Source organism: Desmospora activa DSM 45169 (assembly GCF_003046315.1).
In the GTDB taxonomy this organism is placed as follows: domain Bacteria; phylum Bacillota; class Bacilli; order Thermoactinomycetales; family DSM-45169; genus Desmospora; species Desmospora activa.
Genome location: NZ_PZZP01000002.1, coordinates 223,127 through 240,709, shown reverse-complemented (window position 1 = coordinate 240,709; position 17,583 = coordinate 223,127). Strand labels below are relative to the sequence as shown.

Here is a 17,583-nt window from a genome sequence, read left to right as displayed (position 1 = left end):
TGATTATATGAATGATGGAAGGAATTTTTGAAAGCGAAGTGCCTTTGCTGTGCCGTTCAGCGGAAGCGCCGAAGCCGGAAAAAGCGTTGCTTTGCAGAACAAGAATCGCGATGGTTACTTCGTTCCCAAGTCTCGCATGGCAACCGGTTTGTACCCCTTCCATCCAACAGCTTGGGCTAGGTGTGCGGCATGCCAAACAATGCAAAGGGATGTTTGGAATATGTCACAATCGATTTCACAACTGTTCTCCATGGAAATCGCCTCCTTGGTGATCCCAGGGGATCAAGTCGTGACGGTGAATCCGGATTGGTCCTTGGAGCGTGCGTTGATTGTATTGACACGACGTGGTTACGCCTCCGTTCCGGTGATTGATGACGCCGGACGGGTCGAGGGTGTGATCAGTAAAACGAACATTTTGGATTTAATGCTGAAAAAAGAAGATTTTCAGCTTGGAAAACTGTCAGAGCGCTCTGTCAGAGATGCGATGAATCAAAATCATTCCGGTATTTTGGCAAACTCCGTCTTTTCCTTTGCCTATGAAGTGTTGATCGACCGCCCCTACATTCCGATTATCGATGAGGATAACCGATTTGTAGGGATTTTAACGCGCAAGGTGATGATGGAAAAAGTGATTGAGCTTTTCCAACAGGAGTTTATTGAGATCATGGTTGAGCGATCATGATTGTTGTAAGCCCATGTCGCCCGACAGGGGCTTTTTCTTTAAGGTGTTTCTATGGGTGGTAAAACGGAATGAAAGCGCTGTGATTAGCGGTTTCTGGTATAATACAGGTAAGACTCCTTGAGCTTGATGGTGTCGGGTTTTCCGTCAGGATTTTTACGGTCTTGTGTTTCATCTGGTATTTTATGTGAAAATCCAGTGTAGATGTTCGGTTCTTCCGTTCCGTCGCTTGACCCTGCTACAGGGGTCGGGTATAGTCGAAACGATGAAATGCAGAAAGGGAACGTTTTTATGGACAAATGTTATATTGGCATCGATCTCGGCGGCACTAGTATGAAGCTGGGGATTGTAGATGAAAACGGGAAACTGCTCGATAAGCTGGAAAAACCAACGCGGGGTGAGGAAGGCGCCGAAACCGGTTTGGCCCGCATGGCTGAGCATGCGCGGGAACTGGCGGAAATGAGCGGGCAACCCTGGTCTCGTGTGGCGGGATTGGGAATTGGGTTGCCTGGCTTTTTGGACATTGAGCGCGGTGAGATTATTCGTTTAACCAATATTCCCTGGGAACGGGTTCCCGTCCGTACTGTTTTGGAAGCGAAATTGGGGGTTCCGGTGGTTATTGACAATGATGCCAATGTGGCTGCGCTGGGTGAAGCCTGGAGCGGGGCGGGAACCGGGATCGGTGACATTGTCTGTATCACATTGGGAACCGGTGTCGGCGGTGGAGTTATCGTCGATGGTCGCCTGGTTCACGGGGTATCCGGGATGGCCGGTGAGATTGGCCACATCTGTATGGAAGAGAACGGTGCACTGTGTGGCTGTGGAAAACGGGGCTGTGTGGAGACGATCGCTTCGGCCACTGGTATGATGCGCCTGGTGAAGGAAGGATTGGCTGCGGGTCGGCAGTCGCTCCTCCACCAGCCGGCCCAGCAGGGCGAGCTAAACACACGGACGCTTTTTGCCGCAGCTGAACAACAGGATGTGTTGGCGTTGGAGGTAATCGATCGGGCCACCGATGCACTGGGACGGTTGATGGCGATTCTGTCCGTGGTGAATAACCCAGCCGCTTTTATTGTGGGTGGCGGTGTCTCGCGGGCGGGTGAGCGACTGTTTACACCATTGCGCCAATCCTATGCCCAGCATGCGCTGGCTGCCGCTGCCCGCGGCGTACAAATTTTACCCGCGCAACTGGGCAACGATGCGGGAATGATCGGTGCAGCCGCTCTAACAGTCAGACGGGAGCATTAACGACCACGGTAGTGATGGAAAGTGGGTGAGCGAATTGGCTGCAGAAAAAGAATGTCAGATTGAATTAGTCGTTATAACAGGCATGTCGGGAGCGGGTAAAAGTGTCGCGATGCAGAGTCTGGAGGACATGGGCTTTTTCTGTATTGACAATCTGCCGCCTGTGCTCCTGTCTAAGCTGACCGACCTATTGGAACAGTCCGGGGGGAAAGTGAGCCGGGTTGCTCTGGTGATCGATTTAAGAGGTCGGGAATTTTTCTCATCTTTGGTGGAATCCTTGGATACATTGGAAAAACGTCATGGTATCCATTATCAGATCTTGTTCTTGGATGCTGAGGATCAAGTGCTGGTACGTCGTTACAAGGAAACGCGGCGACGTCACCCCCTTTCCCCGGATGGAACGCCCCTTGACGGGATTCGAGCGGAGAGAAAGCTGCTCGATGAGATGAAAGGGAGAGCACACCAGATTATCGATACGAGTAACTTAAAGCCGGGGCAATTAAAAGAGAGGATTGTCGCCCGGTTTAACCAGACGGAATCGGATCGACTTGCTATCACCTTTTTATCGTTTGGCTTCAAGTACGGTGTTCCCATCGATGCTGATCTTATCTTTGATGTCCGCTTTCTGCCAAATCCGCATTATGTAGATTCGTTAAGACCGTTGACGGGTCGGGATACTGATGTATACGATTATGTGATGAAATGGGAGGAAACCAAGCGGTTTCTCCAACATCTGACGGAGATGCTCTCTTTCCTCTTTCCCCACTATCACCGGGAAGGCAAGACTAGTTTAGTGGTTGGCATCGGTTGTACCGGTGGTCAACATCGTTCCGTCGCAATTGCTGAAACCCTCAACCGGACTTTCCACGAGCAGGAAAAAGTGCGTGTGGCGCACCGGGACATCGAGAAGAACGGTTGAACCGAGAGGTGTCGGTTATGGAAAAAAGAGAACCGACTGACGGTCCGAATCCTCGGATCGTCGTCATAGGGGGAGGCACTGGCCTAGCTGTGATGTTGCGGGGGTTAAAGCGATTGCCTGTCTCCATCACGGCGATTGTGACCGTTGCCGACGATGGGGGTAGCTCCGGCAGACTTCGCACCGATATGGGAATGCCGCCTCCAGGCGATATCCGCAATGTATTGGTCGCTTTGGCCGATACGGAACCCATGTTGGAAAAAGTATTGCAATACCGTTTTCGAAACGGGAACGGATTAGCTGGACACAATTTAGGGAATTTGTTTCTGGCGGCGATGCAGGATATTACAGGAGATTTTACCCATGCTATTCAAGAGGCAAGCCGGGTGTTGGCGGTGCGGGGGCGTGTTCTTCCCTCGACGGATCAAGAAGTGACGTTAGGGGCGGAGATGACGGACGGGACGTGTGTGCAAGGGGAATCCCGCATTCCACTTGCCGGTAAGCAGATCCGGCGCGTCTTTTTGGAACCGGAAGATGTACGTCCCATACCGGAGGCATTGGTGGCCATCCAAGAAGCGGATGTCGTCGTCATCGGTCCCGGTAGCCTGTACACCAGCATTTTACCCAATCTGTTGGTGCAGGGATTGGCTGAGGCTATTCGGGAGTCACAAGCGAAAACCGTCTATATCTGCAATGTGATGACGCAACCAGGAGAAACGGACGGATATACGGCTTTTGATCATTTGGAGGCGATTCATCGCCATATAGGGGATCGCCTAATCGATACCATTATCCTAAACAATGAAACCCCGCCTGCCGCCATTCTGCGACAATACGCAGAAGAAGGGGCTGCGATGGTGCAACCGGATATCGAGCGTCTGCAAGCCGTCGGTTGCCGTGTCTGGGCAGAAAACCTGCTTCAATATCACGGGGTGATTCGGCATAACGCCAATCGACTCAGCAAGTTGATCCTGGAACTGACGCGTTAAACAACCAGGCTGGCCGGGACAGCGAATGAGGAAGGGATGTCACATGTCCTTTGCTTCCACTACCAAACAAGAATTAACCCGTATTGAGACGGAGCCGTGTTGCCAACGGGCCGAATTGTCGGCATTGGTTCGCATGAACGGTTCGATTCAATTGGGGAACGGAGACTTTCGCTTAGACGTCGCGACCGAAAACAACGCGATCGCCCGTCGTACCTACAGCCTGGTCAAACAATTATATGGCCTGCAACCGGAAGTCTTGGTCCGCAAAAAAGTGAGGCTAAAAAAGAATAATACTTATGTGGTGCGGATTGTGGTGGATGCCGACCGGATTTTACAAGACTTATCCATTTTAGAAAAAGGGATGAAACGGGTCGACGGGATTCATCCTTCGCTCCTGGAAAAAGAATGCTGCCGTCGTTCCTACTTGCGCGGTGCTTTTCTAGCCAGCGGCTCCGTCAATAATCCCGATAGTGCATCTTATCACTTGGAGATTGTCTCTACTTATCAAGATCATAGCCAGGCGCTGTGCGACTTGATGAACCGCTACCACCTCCATGCCAAATGGCTCGAGCGTAAAAAGGGATTTGTCGTCTATCTGAAAGAGGGAGACAAAATCGGCGAATTCCTCAATATTATCGGAGCCCATCAATCGCTGTTTCAGTTCGAAGACGTGCGCATTATGAAGGATATGCGCAATTCGGTTAATCGTCTGGTCAATTGTGAAACCGCCAATTTAAATAAAACGATCCAGGCGGCGATGCGGCAAGTGGAAAATATCCGCTTGATTGAGCGGGAAATCGGATTGGAGCAATTGCCGAACCGGTTACGGGAAGTGGCGGAAGCGCGACTGCGGTATCCCGATGTTTCCCTGACAGAGCTGGGGCAGCTTCTTCCAACCAAAAAAGTGGGAAAGTCGGCTATTAACCACCGGCTGCGCAAACTGGATGAGATGGCGTCCAAGCTGAAAGCCAACACATGTTAACACACTTGGCTTGTCCAAGTTTCCATAAAAATTAATATTATGATCTGGAGGGATCGATATGGCAGAAAAACAGGTGACGGTCAATTTGAAAGCGGGTTTGCATGCGCGCCCCGCTGCTTTGTTTGTGCAGGAAGCCAATAAATTCTCCGCAGAAGTTTTTGTTAGCAAAGAGAATAAAAAAGTGAATGCCAAAAGCATTATGGGAATCATGAGTTTGGCCGTTGCCAAAGGAACAGAAATCGTCATCTCCGCTGAAGGCGATGATGCGGCCAATGCGGTAGAAGCCTTGGCGGCGATCGTTTCCAAAGAAGAAGTATAAATGAGCAAAAACCGTGTCCATAAGGGCGCGGTTTTTTTAGTTAAGAGGCATTGTCCTCTCCTTTTTTTCTTTAGTGCAAACGTTTAAAATAGGGGAGAGTTTGGGTTCAACAATCAATAGAGGAGAGTGTCAATTGGATATCAGAGTGGGTGATTTGCCGGGAATCGGCAAAAAAGTCTCTTTTATCACTGCCGAGGATCAAAAAATCGTGCTTGTGATTCATCACACCGGTAAGCGTGAACTGTATTTCTTTGCGGATTTGGATGAAGAAGATCCAGAGTTCACCATGGACTTAACGGGAGAAGAGACACGCCAATTGGGCGCCCAACTGTTGGGAGCTGCTTACCAGACGGTGGATATGGATCGGATGAAACTGTTCCGCAAAAAAATGGTGCTGGAATGGGTGACACTGTCGCCGGTGTCTCCCTTTAGTGGGAAAACAATTGCCGAGGGGCAAATTCGCAAACGGACAGGTGTAACGATCTTAGGCATCATCCGCGGAGAGGATACCATTGTCAGCCCACCAGCAGATACCGAGCTTCGTGCCGGAGATACGCTGATGGTGGCGGGTGCCAACGAACAAGTGGTTTCCTTTGAGGCTTTCTGCCGCGGAGAGGAGGAATAACTCCTTGCAATTGGACATGCCTTTTATATTGGGAGCGGGATTGATTTTATGCGCCTTGTTTATCCTGGGCTATGTAGGGTCAAAGCTGAGGCTTCCCGGGATCGTACTCTATCTGCTGTTGGGTATTGCACTGGCCGGTATGCTTGCAGGGAATAAAGAGTTGGCGCTGGCCGGTGAGATTGGTATTATTCTTCTCTTTTTTGTTTTAGGGATGGAATTCCCGATGCAGCGATTGGCCAATATTGCGATCAAAGTATGGCCAGCGGGATTATTGGATCTTTTCCTAAACTGTGGTATTACGATTGTGATCGTCTATCTGATGGGCATGGATTTGATCTCGTCGCTGCTTCTTGGCGGTGTCGTCTATGCCACCAGTTCCTCCATCACCGCTAAACTGTTGGAGGGAATGAAGCGGTTTGCCAACGATGATTCGGAGTTTATGTTGGCGCTGCTGATTTTTGAAGATATTGTCGCTCCCATTTTAATCGTCATCTTGGTAGGGATGATGACAACCGGCGGTTTGAGCGGTGGTGATTTTGGATATTTATTCCTTAAGGTGGGCTTGTTGTTTGTAGTGGCGATTCTACTGGGGCGGTTTTTGTTTTCCCGTTTGGGAGGCTTTGTGGAACGGTATATCGGCCAAGATTTCTTCATCTTGTTGATGGTGGGGATCTCCTTGGCTTATGGCGGTCTGGCCTTGTATTTGGACCTGTCCGAAGTACTCGGGGCATTTTTGGCGGGAATCATGTTGGCGGAAACACGCAAAACAGAGGAATTGGAGCATATGATGATTCCAATCCGGGATTTGTTTTTACCGCTATTCTTCGTGTATTTTGGATCAAAGCTGGATATTTTTGAAGGCATTCCAATGGTAGGGCTGTTAGTGGTGCTGTTGTTGTGGTCCATTATCGGCAAAATCTTAACAGGGGTGATCGGGGGAAAGCTATATGGCTTAACCACCCGTCAATCGGTACGCGCAGGTCTCTCTTTTACCCAACGGGGTGAGTTTTCGATTATTATCGCCGCCTTGGCTACTGGTTCGCTGCAACTGTTTAGCGGGATGTTTATTCTGTTTTCTGCTGTGGTAGGGATGGTGCTGTTTCTGACTGCTCCACGCATTACCAAGGCTTTATTTGGCAAAAAGAAAAAAATGGCCCGAACTTGACGGATATCAAGCAGACTCCAGTATCCACCCATCACGAGGTGGATACTGGTTTTAAAACATGGACGAGAGCAAACTGTGGGAGAAAGGAGGAATCATCATGCTGACGAGAAAACAGTTGTGGATAGTGCTTTTATTGGTTATGGTAGTACTCCCCGGCTGTAGTTTTTCTGAGTTAATCCTTCCCGAGATCGATTGGGAAGAGACGGAGAAAAGCATGGAAGAATATCTGCACGATAAATACAATCAAGAGTTTGAAGTGACGGAACTAAAGCGAGGGTGTACGGGATTTGGTGCCAGCTGTTCCAAGCGTGTGGATGCCGTCGCTTTTGCCAAAGAGGAACCTACCGTTACATTTGAGGTTTCCTACGACGTTGAGACCAAAGAATGTGAAGACAATTACCGTCCTTAATGTCGCAGATTAAGGGATCTTTCTGTGAGTGTGATGGCCGCTTCCTGCCGTTGAAATGGCCGTATATATGCGGAAAAGACAGGCCTAGTAAGGCCTGTCTGGGTGGATGGGCGTAAATTTTTCGGTAGAAATTTGAGTGTTTACGTGTCTTAATGATTGAATCAAGGGTTTGAAGCGGCATGACGCCCGCCGATCTCTCCTCTCCCTTTCCCGAAAATGGATGTGATTAGGACAGGTCTTGGCGAGGGCTACGAAATCCTAAGAGCGCACAGCCCACCAACATGAGATGACCGCCCCATGCAAACCAGCTCAGAGAGCTGATGGATGTTTCCGGCATTGGGCCACCTTGTTGAACGGTGGTGCCACTCATCATATTGCTTAGGATTCCCGATTCTTCCAATTCAGAATCTTCGTCTCCCGGCGCTGTATCCTTTGATCCAGTTGAGTGGGATTCCGTCGTATCAACCTCTACGGCATCCGTCTCATCCAGATTACCGCCACCAAGCCCGCAGTCTTTCAATACAACCGGTTCACTCGCATCATCAGCCGCGTTCGCTTTAAATTCAAAGCAAGTATTCAGGTCAACGGGTGTCTTACCGTCTTTACCGTAAAAAACGGCAATAACCTGATAGTTGCGACCTTCCACCAAGTCATCGTACTGGGTGGTGAACTGATCGAGGCTTGTCCCTTCCGGGGAAGCTTGTTCATCACTTCCGTTCAGGGTGACGACCCAATTGCCTGTCGGTTGCTCTGCTTGGGGCAGGGTTACTTCGATGATGTGTTTACCGTCTTGCGTGGAATAAGTACCTTCAAGGGAAAGGGAATCAGAATCTGAAGTTTCGGCGAAGGCGATCGGGCTTGCCGCAAAAGTCAGCAGGCAGATGAGAGCGGTCCAAACGGCAGTTCTCAATGAAATGATCCTCCTCCGCTCGCCCATCATACCCGTTAACAGCGTATCATAATCGGGGCAATCTGACAATGTGAGTTGAGGATGAAATATCAGCAGTGGAAGAGGATTGGCGTCGGTAATTGGCGAATAAACTATAGCTTCCTGGAGCAAAGGGGCGGCAGCTCCGTATGAAGAGAATATCGGGTACCATCAAAGGAGAGAGTAGCGTGGAAAACAATATGCCCAAGGAGCGCAGCGCCCTTCCCTGGCTGATTGGTTGCGGCGGATTTGTCCTATTGTTGTGTGTCGTTTCCGTTGTGCTGTTTGTGATGTACTTTTCCGTTATCACGGATTCATTTAGCCAATCATTTCAGGATTTTGATGCGATGGTGGATGAGGATTGGGGCGGCGACTGGGGGGTGTTGGCTCCCAATGAGATGAGCGATGACGCGTTGGCCTTTGTCGAAGACGAAGGATTGGTACAGGATGGGGAGACGCTTTTAGCTTATTACGATAAATATGAGGATCGATCAGAAGTGGCGGTGTTGACCGAACAAGCTCTTCGTTACCAGCGACAGGGGCGCATAACGGACGTTCCCCTGGAAAAAGTGAATAAAATCAAACACCACGAGCGGGAAGATTGGGGTGAAATCGTCGATGTGATTTTGATCCAGTATGACGGCGGTCAGCAGATGAAGGTGGAGATTCTGGAGTCCGAGGGCGGTGTCACGTTTCATAAAATGTTGACGGATGCCTGGAAAGAAGCGAAAGGGCAAAAGTAGAGTTTGATCACTCCTTTATTTTTATTAAAAAAGCCCTTCATTTATGAAGGGCTAGACTAGCTTGTATGTGAGTGCAGTAGATACACTTTTCTTTTGTAGTCAAAAAGTTGTTCCTAACTCACTTTCCTTGATGGAGCACGATATTGTCGATTAAACCGTAATCCTTCGCTTGTTCCGCGGTCATAAAATGGTCGCGATCCGTGTCCTGTTGAATTTTTTTCAGCGGCTGACCAGTCTGGTCCGACAGCAGTTGGTTTAAACGGTCCCGCATACGCAGAATTCGTTTGGCACTGATTTCGATGTCGGTCGCTTGTCCCTGTGCTCCACCTAAGGGTTGATGGATCATAACTTCGCTGTTGGGCAAGGCTAGCCGTTTTCCCTTTGTGCCGGAAGAGAGGAGAAAGGCACCCATGGAAGCGGCCATTCCGATGCAGATCGTCTGGATGTCACACTTGACGTGTTGCATCGTATCATAGATGGCGAATCCGGCTGAGATGGAACCGCCGGGAGAGTTGATATACAGCTGAATGTCTTTATTGGGGTCTTCCGTTTGCAAAAATAGAAGTTGAGCGACGATGGTGTTGGCAACGACATCATTGATCTCACTGCCGAGGAAAATAATACGATCTTTTAACAAACGGGAATAGATGTCATAGGAACGTTCACCGCGATTGGTCTGTTCAACCACATAGGGAATTAAATTCATTTTTGGCTCCTCCTCGATCAGGTGGACTCTTCATTATCCAATTCCATCATAACCCAAATGGTCAGCAAAGGTCAAGATAGGTCAGGATGAATAGCAAATAAAAAACATGACAACCAGTTGGCTGTCATGTTTTCCTTGGTGCGCCTACCAGGATTCGAACCTGGGCACCTGGTTCCGGAGACCAGTGCTCTATCCCCTGAGCTATAGGCGCTTGTTGTGTATCTGGAGACAAAGACTAGTATATCGAATTTCACCGTGAAATGCAAGGATGTTTTTGGCGCAATCCCTGGAAAAAATGACAACCATCAGCTATATTGTGTACGTTACAAGATACCCCACTCGGATATGGGTTTATGCTAAAATAAAAAAGGAGGGCGCTCGTATCATGCACCGAATGGACTCCTACTTAAACTGTTTAGCCTGTTCAAGATTCCTTGTCTATTTCTTCCCTTCCAACTTAATCCCTAATCATCTCCCAAAAAGAAAAAGCGGTTTGAGGCTGCTGACAAACTGAAGGGAAGACGAAAATCGGGACCCGGGTCCACTTTGTCATCCATCTGATTTTATGGCTGATATCGGCGGCATCAAATGGAACCGACGACACATATAATGGATCACGCGGAGGTGACGGAACAATGGCATTATCGATGGGCTTTGGCTTAATTCAAGACCAGCGGATGAAACTAGCAATGACACCAGAGTTACGTCAGGCAATCCAAGTGTTGCAGTATTCCGCCACCGAATTGGTTCAATTTTTACAGGAACAAGCCTTGGAAAATCCCGTTTTGGAAGTGGAGGGAGGCGGTGGAGAGGAGATACTAGCTTGGACCGATTATTGGCGAAGTGGAACGGTCTCCAGAGCACCTATTCGGCGGGATGATGAGGATCGTCAATGGGAAGCCCCGGCGAGAGAGGAAACACTGGCGGAAGGTTTGGAAAGTCAGCTCCGGCTCATGAACGTAGATCAACAAACGGAGCGTATTGTTTCCTATTTGATCGGCAATTTGGATGAACACGGTTATTTGGGGTTGGATGCCGTACAAATATGTAAGCGCTTTAATGTCGGGATTGACCAGTTTCAAGCCTGTTTAGGCGTGTTGCAATCGATGGATCCTGCCGGTGTGGGAGCGCGGTCGCTGTCGGAATGTCTACGCCTACAATTGCTTCGAAAACCGGACCCTGATCCCATTGCTTTAACCATAACGGAGAATCATTTACAGGATATTGCTGCCGGTAGGCACCGACAGGTGGCGAAAGTAATCGGATGTGATCTGGTGTCGGTTCAACAAGCCGCCGATTGCATTAAAACTTTGGATCCCCGTCCCGGACTCGCCTTTGGAGGCGTTGATTCCCATTATATCCGGCCGGATGTGATTGTAGAGGCTGTAAACGGTTCGTATCGGGTGACGGTAAATGAAGGGGGCATGCCCCGCCTAGGTATCAATACGCATTATGAACATTTTTTGCGGCGACAGGATGAAGAAGCGCAGCAAGCTTTACCTTATATCAAGCGTCAGTGGCAAGCGGCTTTATGGTTGGTAAAAAGCGTGGAGCAACGACGGCAAACCCTGCGTCGGGTGGCGCAAACGATTGTGGATGAGCAACAGGAATTTTTTAATCACGGGATTTCCCGCCTAAAGCCGCTCACATTGAGACAAATCGCCGATTTCCTCGGTTTGCACGAATCGACGGTAAGTCGAGCGACTCAGCAGAAATATATGCAAACCCCCCGCGGCTTACTCCCTTTTCGTTATTTTTTTCCATCAGGGGTATCTACGGCACAAGGGACGAATGTTTCCGCTCAAAGTGTTAAAGATAACATTGCACGTATGATTGAGAGGGAACGGAAAATACAACCTTTTTCCGATCAACAGATCGCCGATGTGCTTCAAGGCGAAGGTGTGCGCATTTCACGGCGAACGGTGGCAAAGTACAGAGAAGAGTTGGGGTTTCCCTCCTCCCAAGTCCGCCGTCGCTATTCCGATTAGAGTAAAAGAAGATATCAGAGGCTGCTGACAAACTGAAGGGAAGACAAAAATCGAGCCTTGAGCCCACTTTGTCGTCAATCTGATATCTGCTTCTTGTCAAACAGAATTTGATTCGCTACAATCAAGGTGGAAGTGAGCTTCCTCTTTTTTTGGTCTGTATGGGACGTATTTTGCTACATGGGACATTTTTAGTCCCGGGGGATAACATGAAAAAGATATTAGAGATGCAAAGTCAACTCCTTCCCGATCTGCTGGATACGATGCGCAATCGTTATGAGATTTTGCGCCATCTTCAGTTGATGCAACCGGTCGGACGACGCAGTCTCGCTTCTGCCTTGGGCTATACGGAACGGATTTTGCGAAGTGAAGTAGAGTTCTTGCAAGAACAGGGGCTGATCCGCATTGAATCGGTAGGGATGCAACTAACCGCTACCGGTATGGATTTGGTTGTGGAGATGGAGCCTCTGATTAAAGATCTGTTCGGTTTAACGGAGCTGGAAAAGCAGCTGTGTTCCCATCTGGGGTTAAAGCGAGTGGTGATTGTACCCGGTGATGCAGATCGATCCGATTGGGTGAAACAGGAGATGGGTCGCGCTGGAGCCCGCCTGTTAAAGCAGCTGGCCCGTCCGAAGCAGGTGATTGCGGTTGCCGGTGGAACGACGGTAGCGGCGGTGGCGAATATGATCACGGCTTCGCCTGGATTGAAAGAGACGACGTTTGTTCCGGCCCGTGGTGGTTTGGGTGAGGCGGTGGAACTGGAGGCAAACTACATCGCTTCCCTGATGGCGCAAAAATCAGGCGGGCAATACCGCTTAATGCATGTCCCGGACCAGTTGAGTGATGATGCTTATGAGACATTGGTACGGGAACCGCACATCCAAGAAGTGCTGGAATTAGTGCGATCCGCTCGTATCGTGGTACACGGTATCGGGGATGCGAGGGCGATGGCCACCCGCCGCAAATCGACACCCTCCCTGTTGCAACAGTTGGAACGAGAGGGTGCCGTCGGAGAAGCATTTGGATACTATTTCAACCGACAAGGGAAAATTGTATACCGTGGGCGTAGTATCGGTCTCCATGTCAGCGATTTGGACCGAGTGGAGTATACAGTGGCTGTAGCTGGCGGCAGCAGCAAAGCGGAAGCGGTCGCTGCGATCTGTCCGGTCGTGGGCAGGGATACGCTTATCACCGATGAGGCGGCTGCCCGCGCCATCTTAGCACATTGAAATTGGTAAAACCCGATCCCGCGAGGGACGGTTTTGATCAACTTAGAATTTGGAGGGATAAGAATGGCAACGAAGATTGGCATTAACGGTTTTGGACGAATTGGTCGTGCAGTTTTTCGGATTGCACTAAACAACCCCGATGTAGAAGTGGTGGCGATCAACGACTTAACGGACGCCAACACCTTGGCACATCTGTTGAAATACGATTCGATCCATGGCAAATTGGATGCTTCCGTCGAGGTGACGGCAAACGGCTTGATCGTGGACGGCCGTGAAGTAAAAGTACTGGCTGAACGGGACCCAGCCCAATTGCCCTGGGGTGAACTGGGGGTAGAAGTAGTAGTGGAGTCAACCGGGCGCTTCACCAAGAAAGAAGATGCGGATAAACATCGCCAAGCCGGTGCCAAAAAAGTGATCATCTCCGCACCCGCTAGCAATGAAGATCTGACGGTGGTAATGGGGGTCAACCACGACAAATACGATCCGGCTTCTCATCATGTCATTTCCAACGCATCCTGCACCACCAACTGTCTCGCTCCCGTCGTCAAAGTGCTACATGAGAAGTTTGGCGTCCGTCGCGGTTTGATGACAACGGTTCACTCCTATACCAACGATCAGCAACTGCTGGATCTGCCTCATAAAGATCTGCGCCGGGCTCGTGCTGCGGCTGAATCAATCATTCCCACTACGACCGGAGCCGCCAAGGCTGTTTCCAAAGTGTTGCCGGAACTGAGTGGGAAGCTGAACGGCTTCTCGATGCGCGTTCCTACTTCCAACGTGTCCGTGGTCGATTTTGTAGCTGAGTTGGATCAAGAAGTAACTGTGGATGAAATTAATGACGCGCTGCGCCAGGCGGCAGAAGGCAGCCACAAAGGTGTGATGGGCTTCTCCGATGAGCCGCTGGTGTCCAAGGATTATAACGGAGATAGCCACAGCTCGATCGTGGATGGCCTTTCCACCATGATTCAAGATGGCAACATGGTAAAAGTGATCTCCTGGTATGACAACGAGTGGGGCTTCTCCAACCGCGTTGTCGACCTCATCGGTCACATTGCCAAGAAGGGTCTCTAAGTCTAGAATATAGAGGAAGGTGAGAGGGGAGGACACTCTCCTCTTTCTCATGCCGAGGAGGGACGAAGACCGATGAACAAACAGTCGATCCGAGATGTGGATGTGAAGGCGAGACGTGTATTTTGCCGTGTCGACTTCAACGTTCCCCTAACAGACGGGCGCATCACTGACGATAACCGGATTCGGGCGGCGCTGCCCACCATTCGGGATTTGTCGCAGCGAGGCGCTAAAGTGATCTTGGCTAGCCACTTAGGCCGCCCCAAGGGGCAAGTGGTGGAAGAGTTGCGATTGGCTCCGGTGGCAGAGCGGCTGTCGCAATTGTTGGGACAACCGGTACGACAAGCGACGGAAGCAGTGGGAGAAGCGGTGGAAGAGCAGGTGGCACATTTGCAGGAAGGGGATGTGCTTCTGTTGGAAAACGTCCGCTTTTATCCCGGTGAAGAAGGGAACGACCCCGGCTTGGCTCAGGCGTTTGCCCAGCTTGCCGATTTGTATGTCAATGACGCCTTTGGCGCCGCTCACCGGGCTCATGCTTCCACTGCAGGCATCGCTCAATATGTTCCTGCGGTAGCAGGCTTTCTGATGGAGAAGGAACTTTCCACATTGGGACGTGCGTTGGAAAATCCGGAGCGCCCCTTTACGGCGATTATCGGTGGAGCCAAGGTGAAAGATAAGATTGGCGTTATCGAAAATTTGCTGGATAAGGTGGATAACCTTTTAATCGGTGGCGGCTTATCCTATACTTTCCTCAAAGCAAAAGGGTTGGAGATCGGGCAATCCTTGCTGGAGCCGGACAAAATAGAACTGGCGCAAACCTTTATGCAAAAGGCGGAGGAAAAAGGCGTGCAACTGCTGCTCCCTGAAGATGTCGTCGTAACGGCTGAATTTTCCCCCGATGCCCGGGCGGAGACGGTTTCAGTAGATGCCATCCCGGCTGAATTGCAGGGGTTGGATATTGGACCACAAACTCGGAAACGCTTTGCCCAAGTGATCGCCGACTCAAAGCTGGTCATCTGGAACGGTCCCTTAGGTGTGTTTGAATTTGATCGCTTTGCCGAAGGCACCTTTGCCATCGCCCAGGCAATCGCTGATTCCGACGCTCTTTCCATCATCGGGGGAGGAGATTCGGCGGCAGCCATCGCCAAAGCGGGATTGGCAGAGCAGGTGGATCATATTTCAACCGGTGGCGGTGCCTCATTGGAATTGATGGAAGGAAAAACACTCCCCGGCGTTGCTGCTTTAAACGATAAATGAGATTGAAAAACAGTGGGTGATTGCATGCGTACACCAGTAATTGCAGGTAACTGGAAAATGTATAAAACGATTGCGGAAGCACTGGATTATGTGGAAGGGTTTCGTGCCAAAGAGGCAGACGGAGTGGAAACTGTTTTGTGTGGACCGTATTTGACGCTACCGGCTTTAGTGGAGGCGGCTAAAGATTCCGCCGTCGGCATCGGAGCGCAAAATATGCATTGGGAAAAAGAAGGGGCCTTTACCGGCGAAATAAGCCCCGCTATGCTGCAGGAAGCGGGTATTCCTTATGTCATCGTCGGCCATTCCGAGCGGCGGGCGCTCTTCGGCGAAACGGATGAAGCGGTACGAAATAAGGTGAAAGCCGCTTTGACCCATGATCTGATCCCGATTCTGTGCGTAGGGGAGACGATCGAGGAACGGGAAGCGGAACGGACGCAAGAAGTGGTACGAACTCAAGTGGTTGAAGCGGTACGAGGACTTTCCTCCACGAAGATGACACGGGTGATCGTCGCCTATGAACCAGTATGGGCGATTGGGACCGGCCGTTCCGCCACCGCAGATGATGCCCAAAATGTGATTGCCTTTGTCCGGCGCACCTTGGCGGATCAGTTTGATCAGCAGGTGGCCAATCAGGTACGCATTCTCTATGGCGGCAGTGTAAAACCGGCCAATATCGATGCGTTACTTGAGAAAGACGATATTGACGGTGCCTTGGTCGGGGGGGCTAGTCTCGATCCGGAATCCTTCAGTCAACTGGTGGATGCCGCTGTTCGGCGGGGGAATGGGCGATGAGCCGTAAAAAACCGGTCGCTCTGATCATTTTGGACGGTTTTGCCTTACGGGAAGAAACCCAAGGAAATGCTGTCACTCAAGCCCATAAGCCTCGTTTTGACCAATTGTGGGAACGATATCCCCATACTATCCTCCAAGCCTCCGGTGAAGCGGTGGGATTGCCGGAAGGACAGATGGGCAACTCCGAAGTGGGTCATCTCAATATCGGTTCCGGGCGGATTGTGTATCAGGATCTCACCCGGGTGAGCAAGGCGATCACGGAAGGAGCCTTTTTCCAGAACGAAACCTTCCTTGGTGCGATTCAGCATGTGAAAGAGAGGGGCAGCACCCTTCACCTGTACGGATTGCTGTCGGATGGAGGGGTGCACAGCCATATCGATCATCTTTTTGCCCTCTTAGAGCTAGCGGCCAAAGAGGGGGTGGAGGATGTCTGTGTTCACGCCTTCTTAGATGGACGGGATGTTTCGCCGGATTCCGGTGTTGGCTATATCCAACAGCTGACGGAAAAGATGAACGAGATCGGTATCGGCAGAATCGCCACTGTCCAGGGACGCTATTATGCGATGGATCGGGATCAACGCTGGGAGCGGACAGAAAAGGCGTATCGCGCCATGGTTTACAGTGAAGGGCCCCGTTATCGCGACCCGGTAGAAGCGGTACAAGAATCCTATGAAAAAAGCGTCTACGATGAATTTGTAATGCCTACGGTGATTGTCGATGAGAAGGACGCTCCCGTCGGTTCAATCAAAAGCGGGGACGCTGTGATCTTCTATAACTTTCGCCCGGATCGGGCCATCCAAATCTCATTGGCCTTTACCAATGACGATTTTCGTGGATTTGACCGTGGCGAGCGACGGCCCCAGGATCTCTACTATGTGTGCCTGACCAAGTTTAGTGAATCGGTGGATGGGTATGTCGCTTATAAACCGACCAATTTAGACAATACCTACGGTGAAGTGATCGCCCAAAATGGACTAAAACAGCTTCGCATCGCCGAGACGGAGAAATATCCCCATGTTACCTTCTTCTTCAACGGTGGTCGGGAAAAGCCTTTTCCCGGGGAAGAGCGCATCTTGATCCCCTCTCCCAAGGTGGCTACCTATGATTTAAAGCCGGAAATGAGCGCCTATGAAGTAACCGATGCACTGGTGCAACAGATTGAGGCAGGAACCTTCGATACAATCGTCTTAAACTTTGCCAACCCGGATATGGTCGGCCACTCCGGCTTATTGGAACCCACCATCCGGGCGGTGGAAACGGTGGATGATTGTTTGGGCAGAGTCGTGGACGCCATCGAAGCACAGGGCGGTACAGCCGTCATTATCGCCGATCATGGTAATGCTGATAAGGTCCGTGACGAGAACGACCGTCCCTTTACCGCACATACCACCTACCCGGTTCCTTGCATCGTCACCGACCCCACAATCCATTTGCGGGAAGGCGGCATTTTGGCAGATGTGGCTCCCACGTTGCTCACACTCTTAGGGTTGGAACAACCTGCTGACATGAGCGGTCGTTCATTGATACAAAAGTAACACCATCCAAG

The 17,583-nt window shown here is 50.5% G+C and carries 18 protein-coding genes and 1 tRNA gene; 16 read left to right on the top strand and 3 right to left on the bottom strand.

Features of this window, described 5'->3' with window-relative positions:
- Positions 1–220: 220 nt before the first annotated feature.
- The 9 genes from C8J48_RS14435 to C8J48_RS14395 all read left to right on the top strand — a co-directional run bounded on the left by C8J48_RS14435 (position 221) and on the right by C8J48_RS14395 (position 7,329).
- A complete protein-coding gene (locus C8J48_RS14435) occupies positions 221–682 on the top strand; it encodes a CBS domain-containing protein (RefSeq protein WP_170105570.1) in 462 nt (153 codons plus the stop codon).
- Positions 683–970: 288 nt separating this feature from the next.
- Complete coding sequence (locus C8J48_RS14430) at positions 971–1,927, top strand: ROK family glucokinase (RefSeq protein ID WP_107728251.1); 957 nt, start codon at positions 971–973, stop codon at positions 1,925–1,927.
- Between the two features lie 25 nt (positions 1,928–1,952).
- Positions 1,953–2,843 carry an RNase adapter RapZ gene (gene rapZ, locus C8J48_RS14425; RefSeq protein WP_107727951.1) on the top strand — a complete coding sequence of 297 codons (891 nt, stop codon included), beginning with the start codon at positions 1,953–1,955 and terminating at the stop codon, positions 2,841–2,843.
- A gap of 17 nt (positions 2,844–2,860) precedes the next feature.
- Entirely contained in the window at positions 2,861–3,829 is a 969-nt protein-coding gene (locus C8J48_RS14420; protein WP_107727950.1) for a gluconeogenesis factor YvcK family protein, read from the top strand.
- Between the two features lie 43 nt (positions 3,830–3,872).
- Positions 3,873–4,811 carry a DNA-binding protein WhiA gene (gene whiA / locus C8J48_RS14415; RefSeq protein WP_107727949.1) on the top strand — a complete coding sequence of 313 codons (939 nt, stop codon included), beginning with the start codon at positions 3,873–3,875 and terminating at the stop codon, positions 4,809–4,811.
- 58 nt (positions 4,812–4,869) lie between these two features.
- Positions 4,870–5,130 (top strand): HPr family phosphocarrier protein, encoded by a 261-nt coding sequence (locus C8J48_RS14410; RefSeq protein WP_107727948.1) that lies wholly within the window; start codon positions 4,870–4,872, stop codon positions 5,128–5,130.
- Between the two features lie 133 nt (positions 5,131–5,263).
- A complete protein-coding gene (locus C8J48_RS14405) occupies positions 5,264–5,755 on the top strand; it encodes a cation:proton antiporter regulatory subunit (RefSeq protein ID WP_211316655.1) in 492 nt (163 codons plus the stop codon).
- Between the two features lie 4 nt (positions 5,756–5,759).
- Positions 5,760–6,920, top strand: a complete 1,161-nt coding sequence (locus C8J48_RS14400; protein ID WP_245891236.1) for a cation:proton antiporter — start codon at positions 5,760–5,762, stop codon at positions 6,918–6,920.
- A gap of 97 nt (positions 6,921–7,017) precedes the next feature.
- A complete protein-coding gene (locus C8J48_RS14395; RefSeq protein ID WP_107727947.1) occupies positions 7,018–7,329 on the top strand; it encodes a hypothetical protein in 312 nt (103 codons plus the stop codon).
- A 226-nt stretch (positions 7,330–7,555) separates the two neighbouring features.
- On the opposite strand, the gene C8J48_RS14390 is transcribed toward C8J48_RS14395, so the two are convergent.
- A complete protein-coding gene (locus C8J48_RS14390) occupies positions 7,556–8,239 on the bottom strand; it encodes a hypothetical protein (protein ID WP_107727946.1) in 684 nt (227 codons plus the stop codon).
- A gap of 167 nt (positions 8,240–8,406) precedes the next feature.
- On the opposite strand from C8J48_RS14390, the gene C8J48_RS14385 reads away from it, so the two are divergent.
- Positions 8,407–9,000, top strand: a complete 594-nt coding sequence (locus C8J48_RS14385; RefSeq protein ID WP_146160508.1) for a hypothetical protein — start codon at positions 8,407–8,409, stop codon at positions 8,998–9,000.
- A 118-nt stretch (positions 9,001–9,118) separates the two neighbouring features.
- On the opposite strand, the gene clpP is transcribed toward C8J48_RS14385, so the two are convergent.
- Positions 9,119–9,706 carry an ATP-dependent Clp endopeptidase proteolytic subunit ClpP gene (clpP, locus tag C8J48_RS14380; protein ID WP_107727944.1) on the bottom strand — a complete coding sequence of 196 codons (588 nt, stop codon included), beginning with the start codon at positions 9,704–9,706 and terminating at the stop codon, positions 9,119–9,121.
- 136 nt (positions 9,707–9,842) lie between these two features.
- Positions 9,843–9,917, bottom strand: a tRNA-Arg gene (locus tag C8J48_RS14375).
- A gap of 424 nt (positions 9,918–10,341) precedes the next feature.
- Here C8J48_RS14375 and rpoN point away from each other — a divergent pair.
- The 6 genes from rpoN (at position 10,342) to gpmI (ending at position 17,572) form a co-directional block, all read left to right on the top strand.
- Positions 10,342–11,694 carry an RNA polymerase factor sigma-54 gene (rpoN, locus tag C8J48_RS14370; RefSeq protein ID WP_107727943.1) on the top strand — a complete coding sequence of 451 codons (1,353 nt, stop codon included), beginning with the start codon at positions 10,342–10,344 and terminating at the stop codon, positions 11,692–11,694.
- Positions 11,695–11,900: 206 nt separating this feature from the next.
- Entirely contained in the window at positions 11,901–12,920 is a 1,020-nt protein-coding gene (locus C8J48_RS14365) for a sugar-binding transcriptional regulator (RefSeq protein WP_107728248.1), read from the top strand.
- Between the two features lie 63 nt (positions 12,921–12,983).
- Positions 12,984–13,991: a type I glyceraldehyde-3-phosphate dehydrogenase gene (gene gap, locus C8J48_RS14360; protein ID WP_107727942.1), complete on the top strand. Its 1,008-nt coding sequence runs from the start codon at positions 12,984–12,986 to the stop codon at positions 13,989–13,991.
- A gap of 72 nt (positions 13,992–14,063) precedes the next feature.
- Positions 14,064–15,245: a phosphoglycerate kinase gene (locus C8J48_RS14355; protein ID WP_107727941.1), complete on the top strand. Its 1,182-nt coding sequence runs from the start codon at positions 14,064–14,066 to the stop codon at positions 15,243–15,245.
- 24 nt (positions 15,246–15,269) lie between these two features.
- Positions 15,270–16,037 (top strand): triose-phosphate isomerase, encoded by a 768-nt coding sequence (gene tpiA / locus C8J48_RS14350; RefSeq protein WP_107727940.1) that lies wholly within the window; start codon positions 15,270–15,272, stop codon positions 16,035–16,037.
- On the top strand, positions 16,034–17,572 hold the full coding sequence (gene gpmI / locus C8J48_RS14345; protein ID WP_107727939.1) for a 2,3-bisphosphoglycerate-independent phosphoglycerate mutase: 1,539 nt from the start codon (positions 16,034–16,036) through the stop codon (positions 17,570–17,572). The genes tpiA and gpmI overlap by 4 nt, the downstream gene beginning before the upstream one ends.
- Positions 17,573–17,583 lie beyond the last annotated feature (11 nt).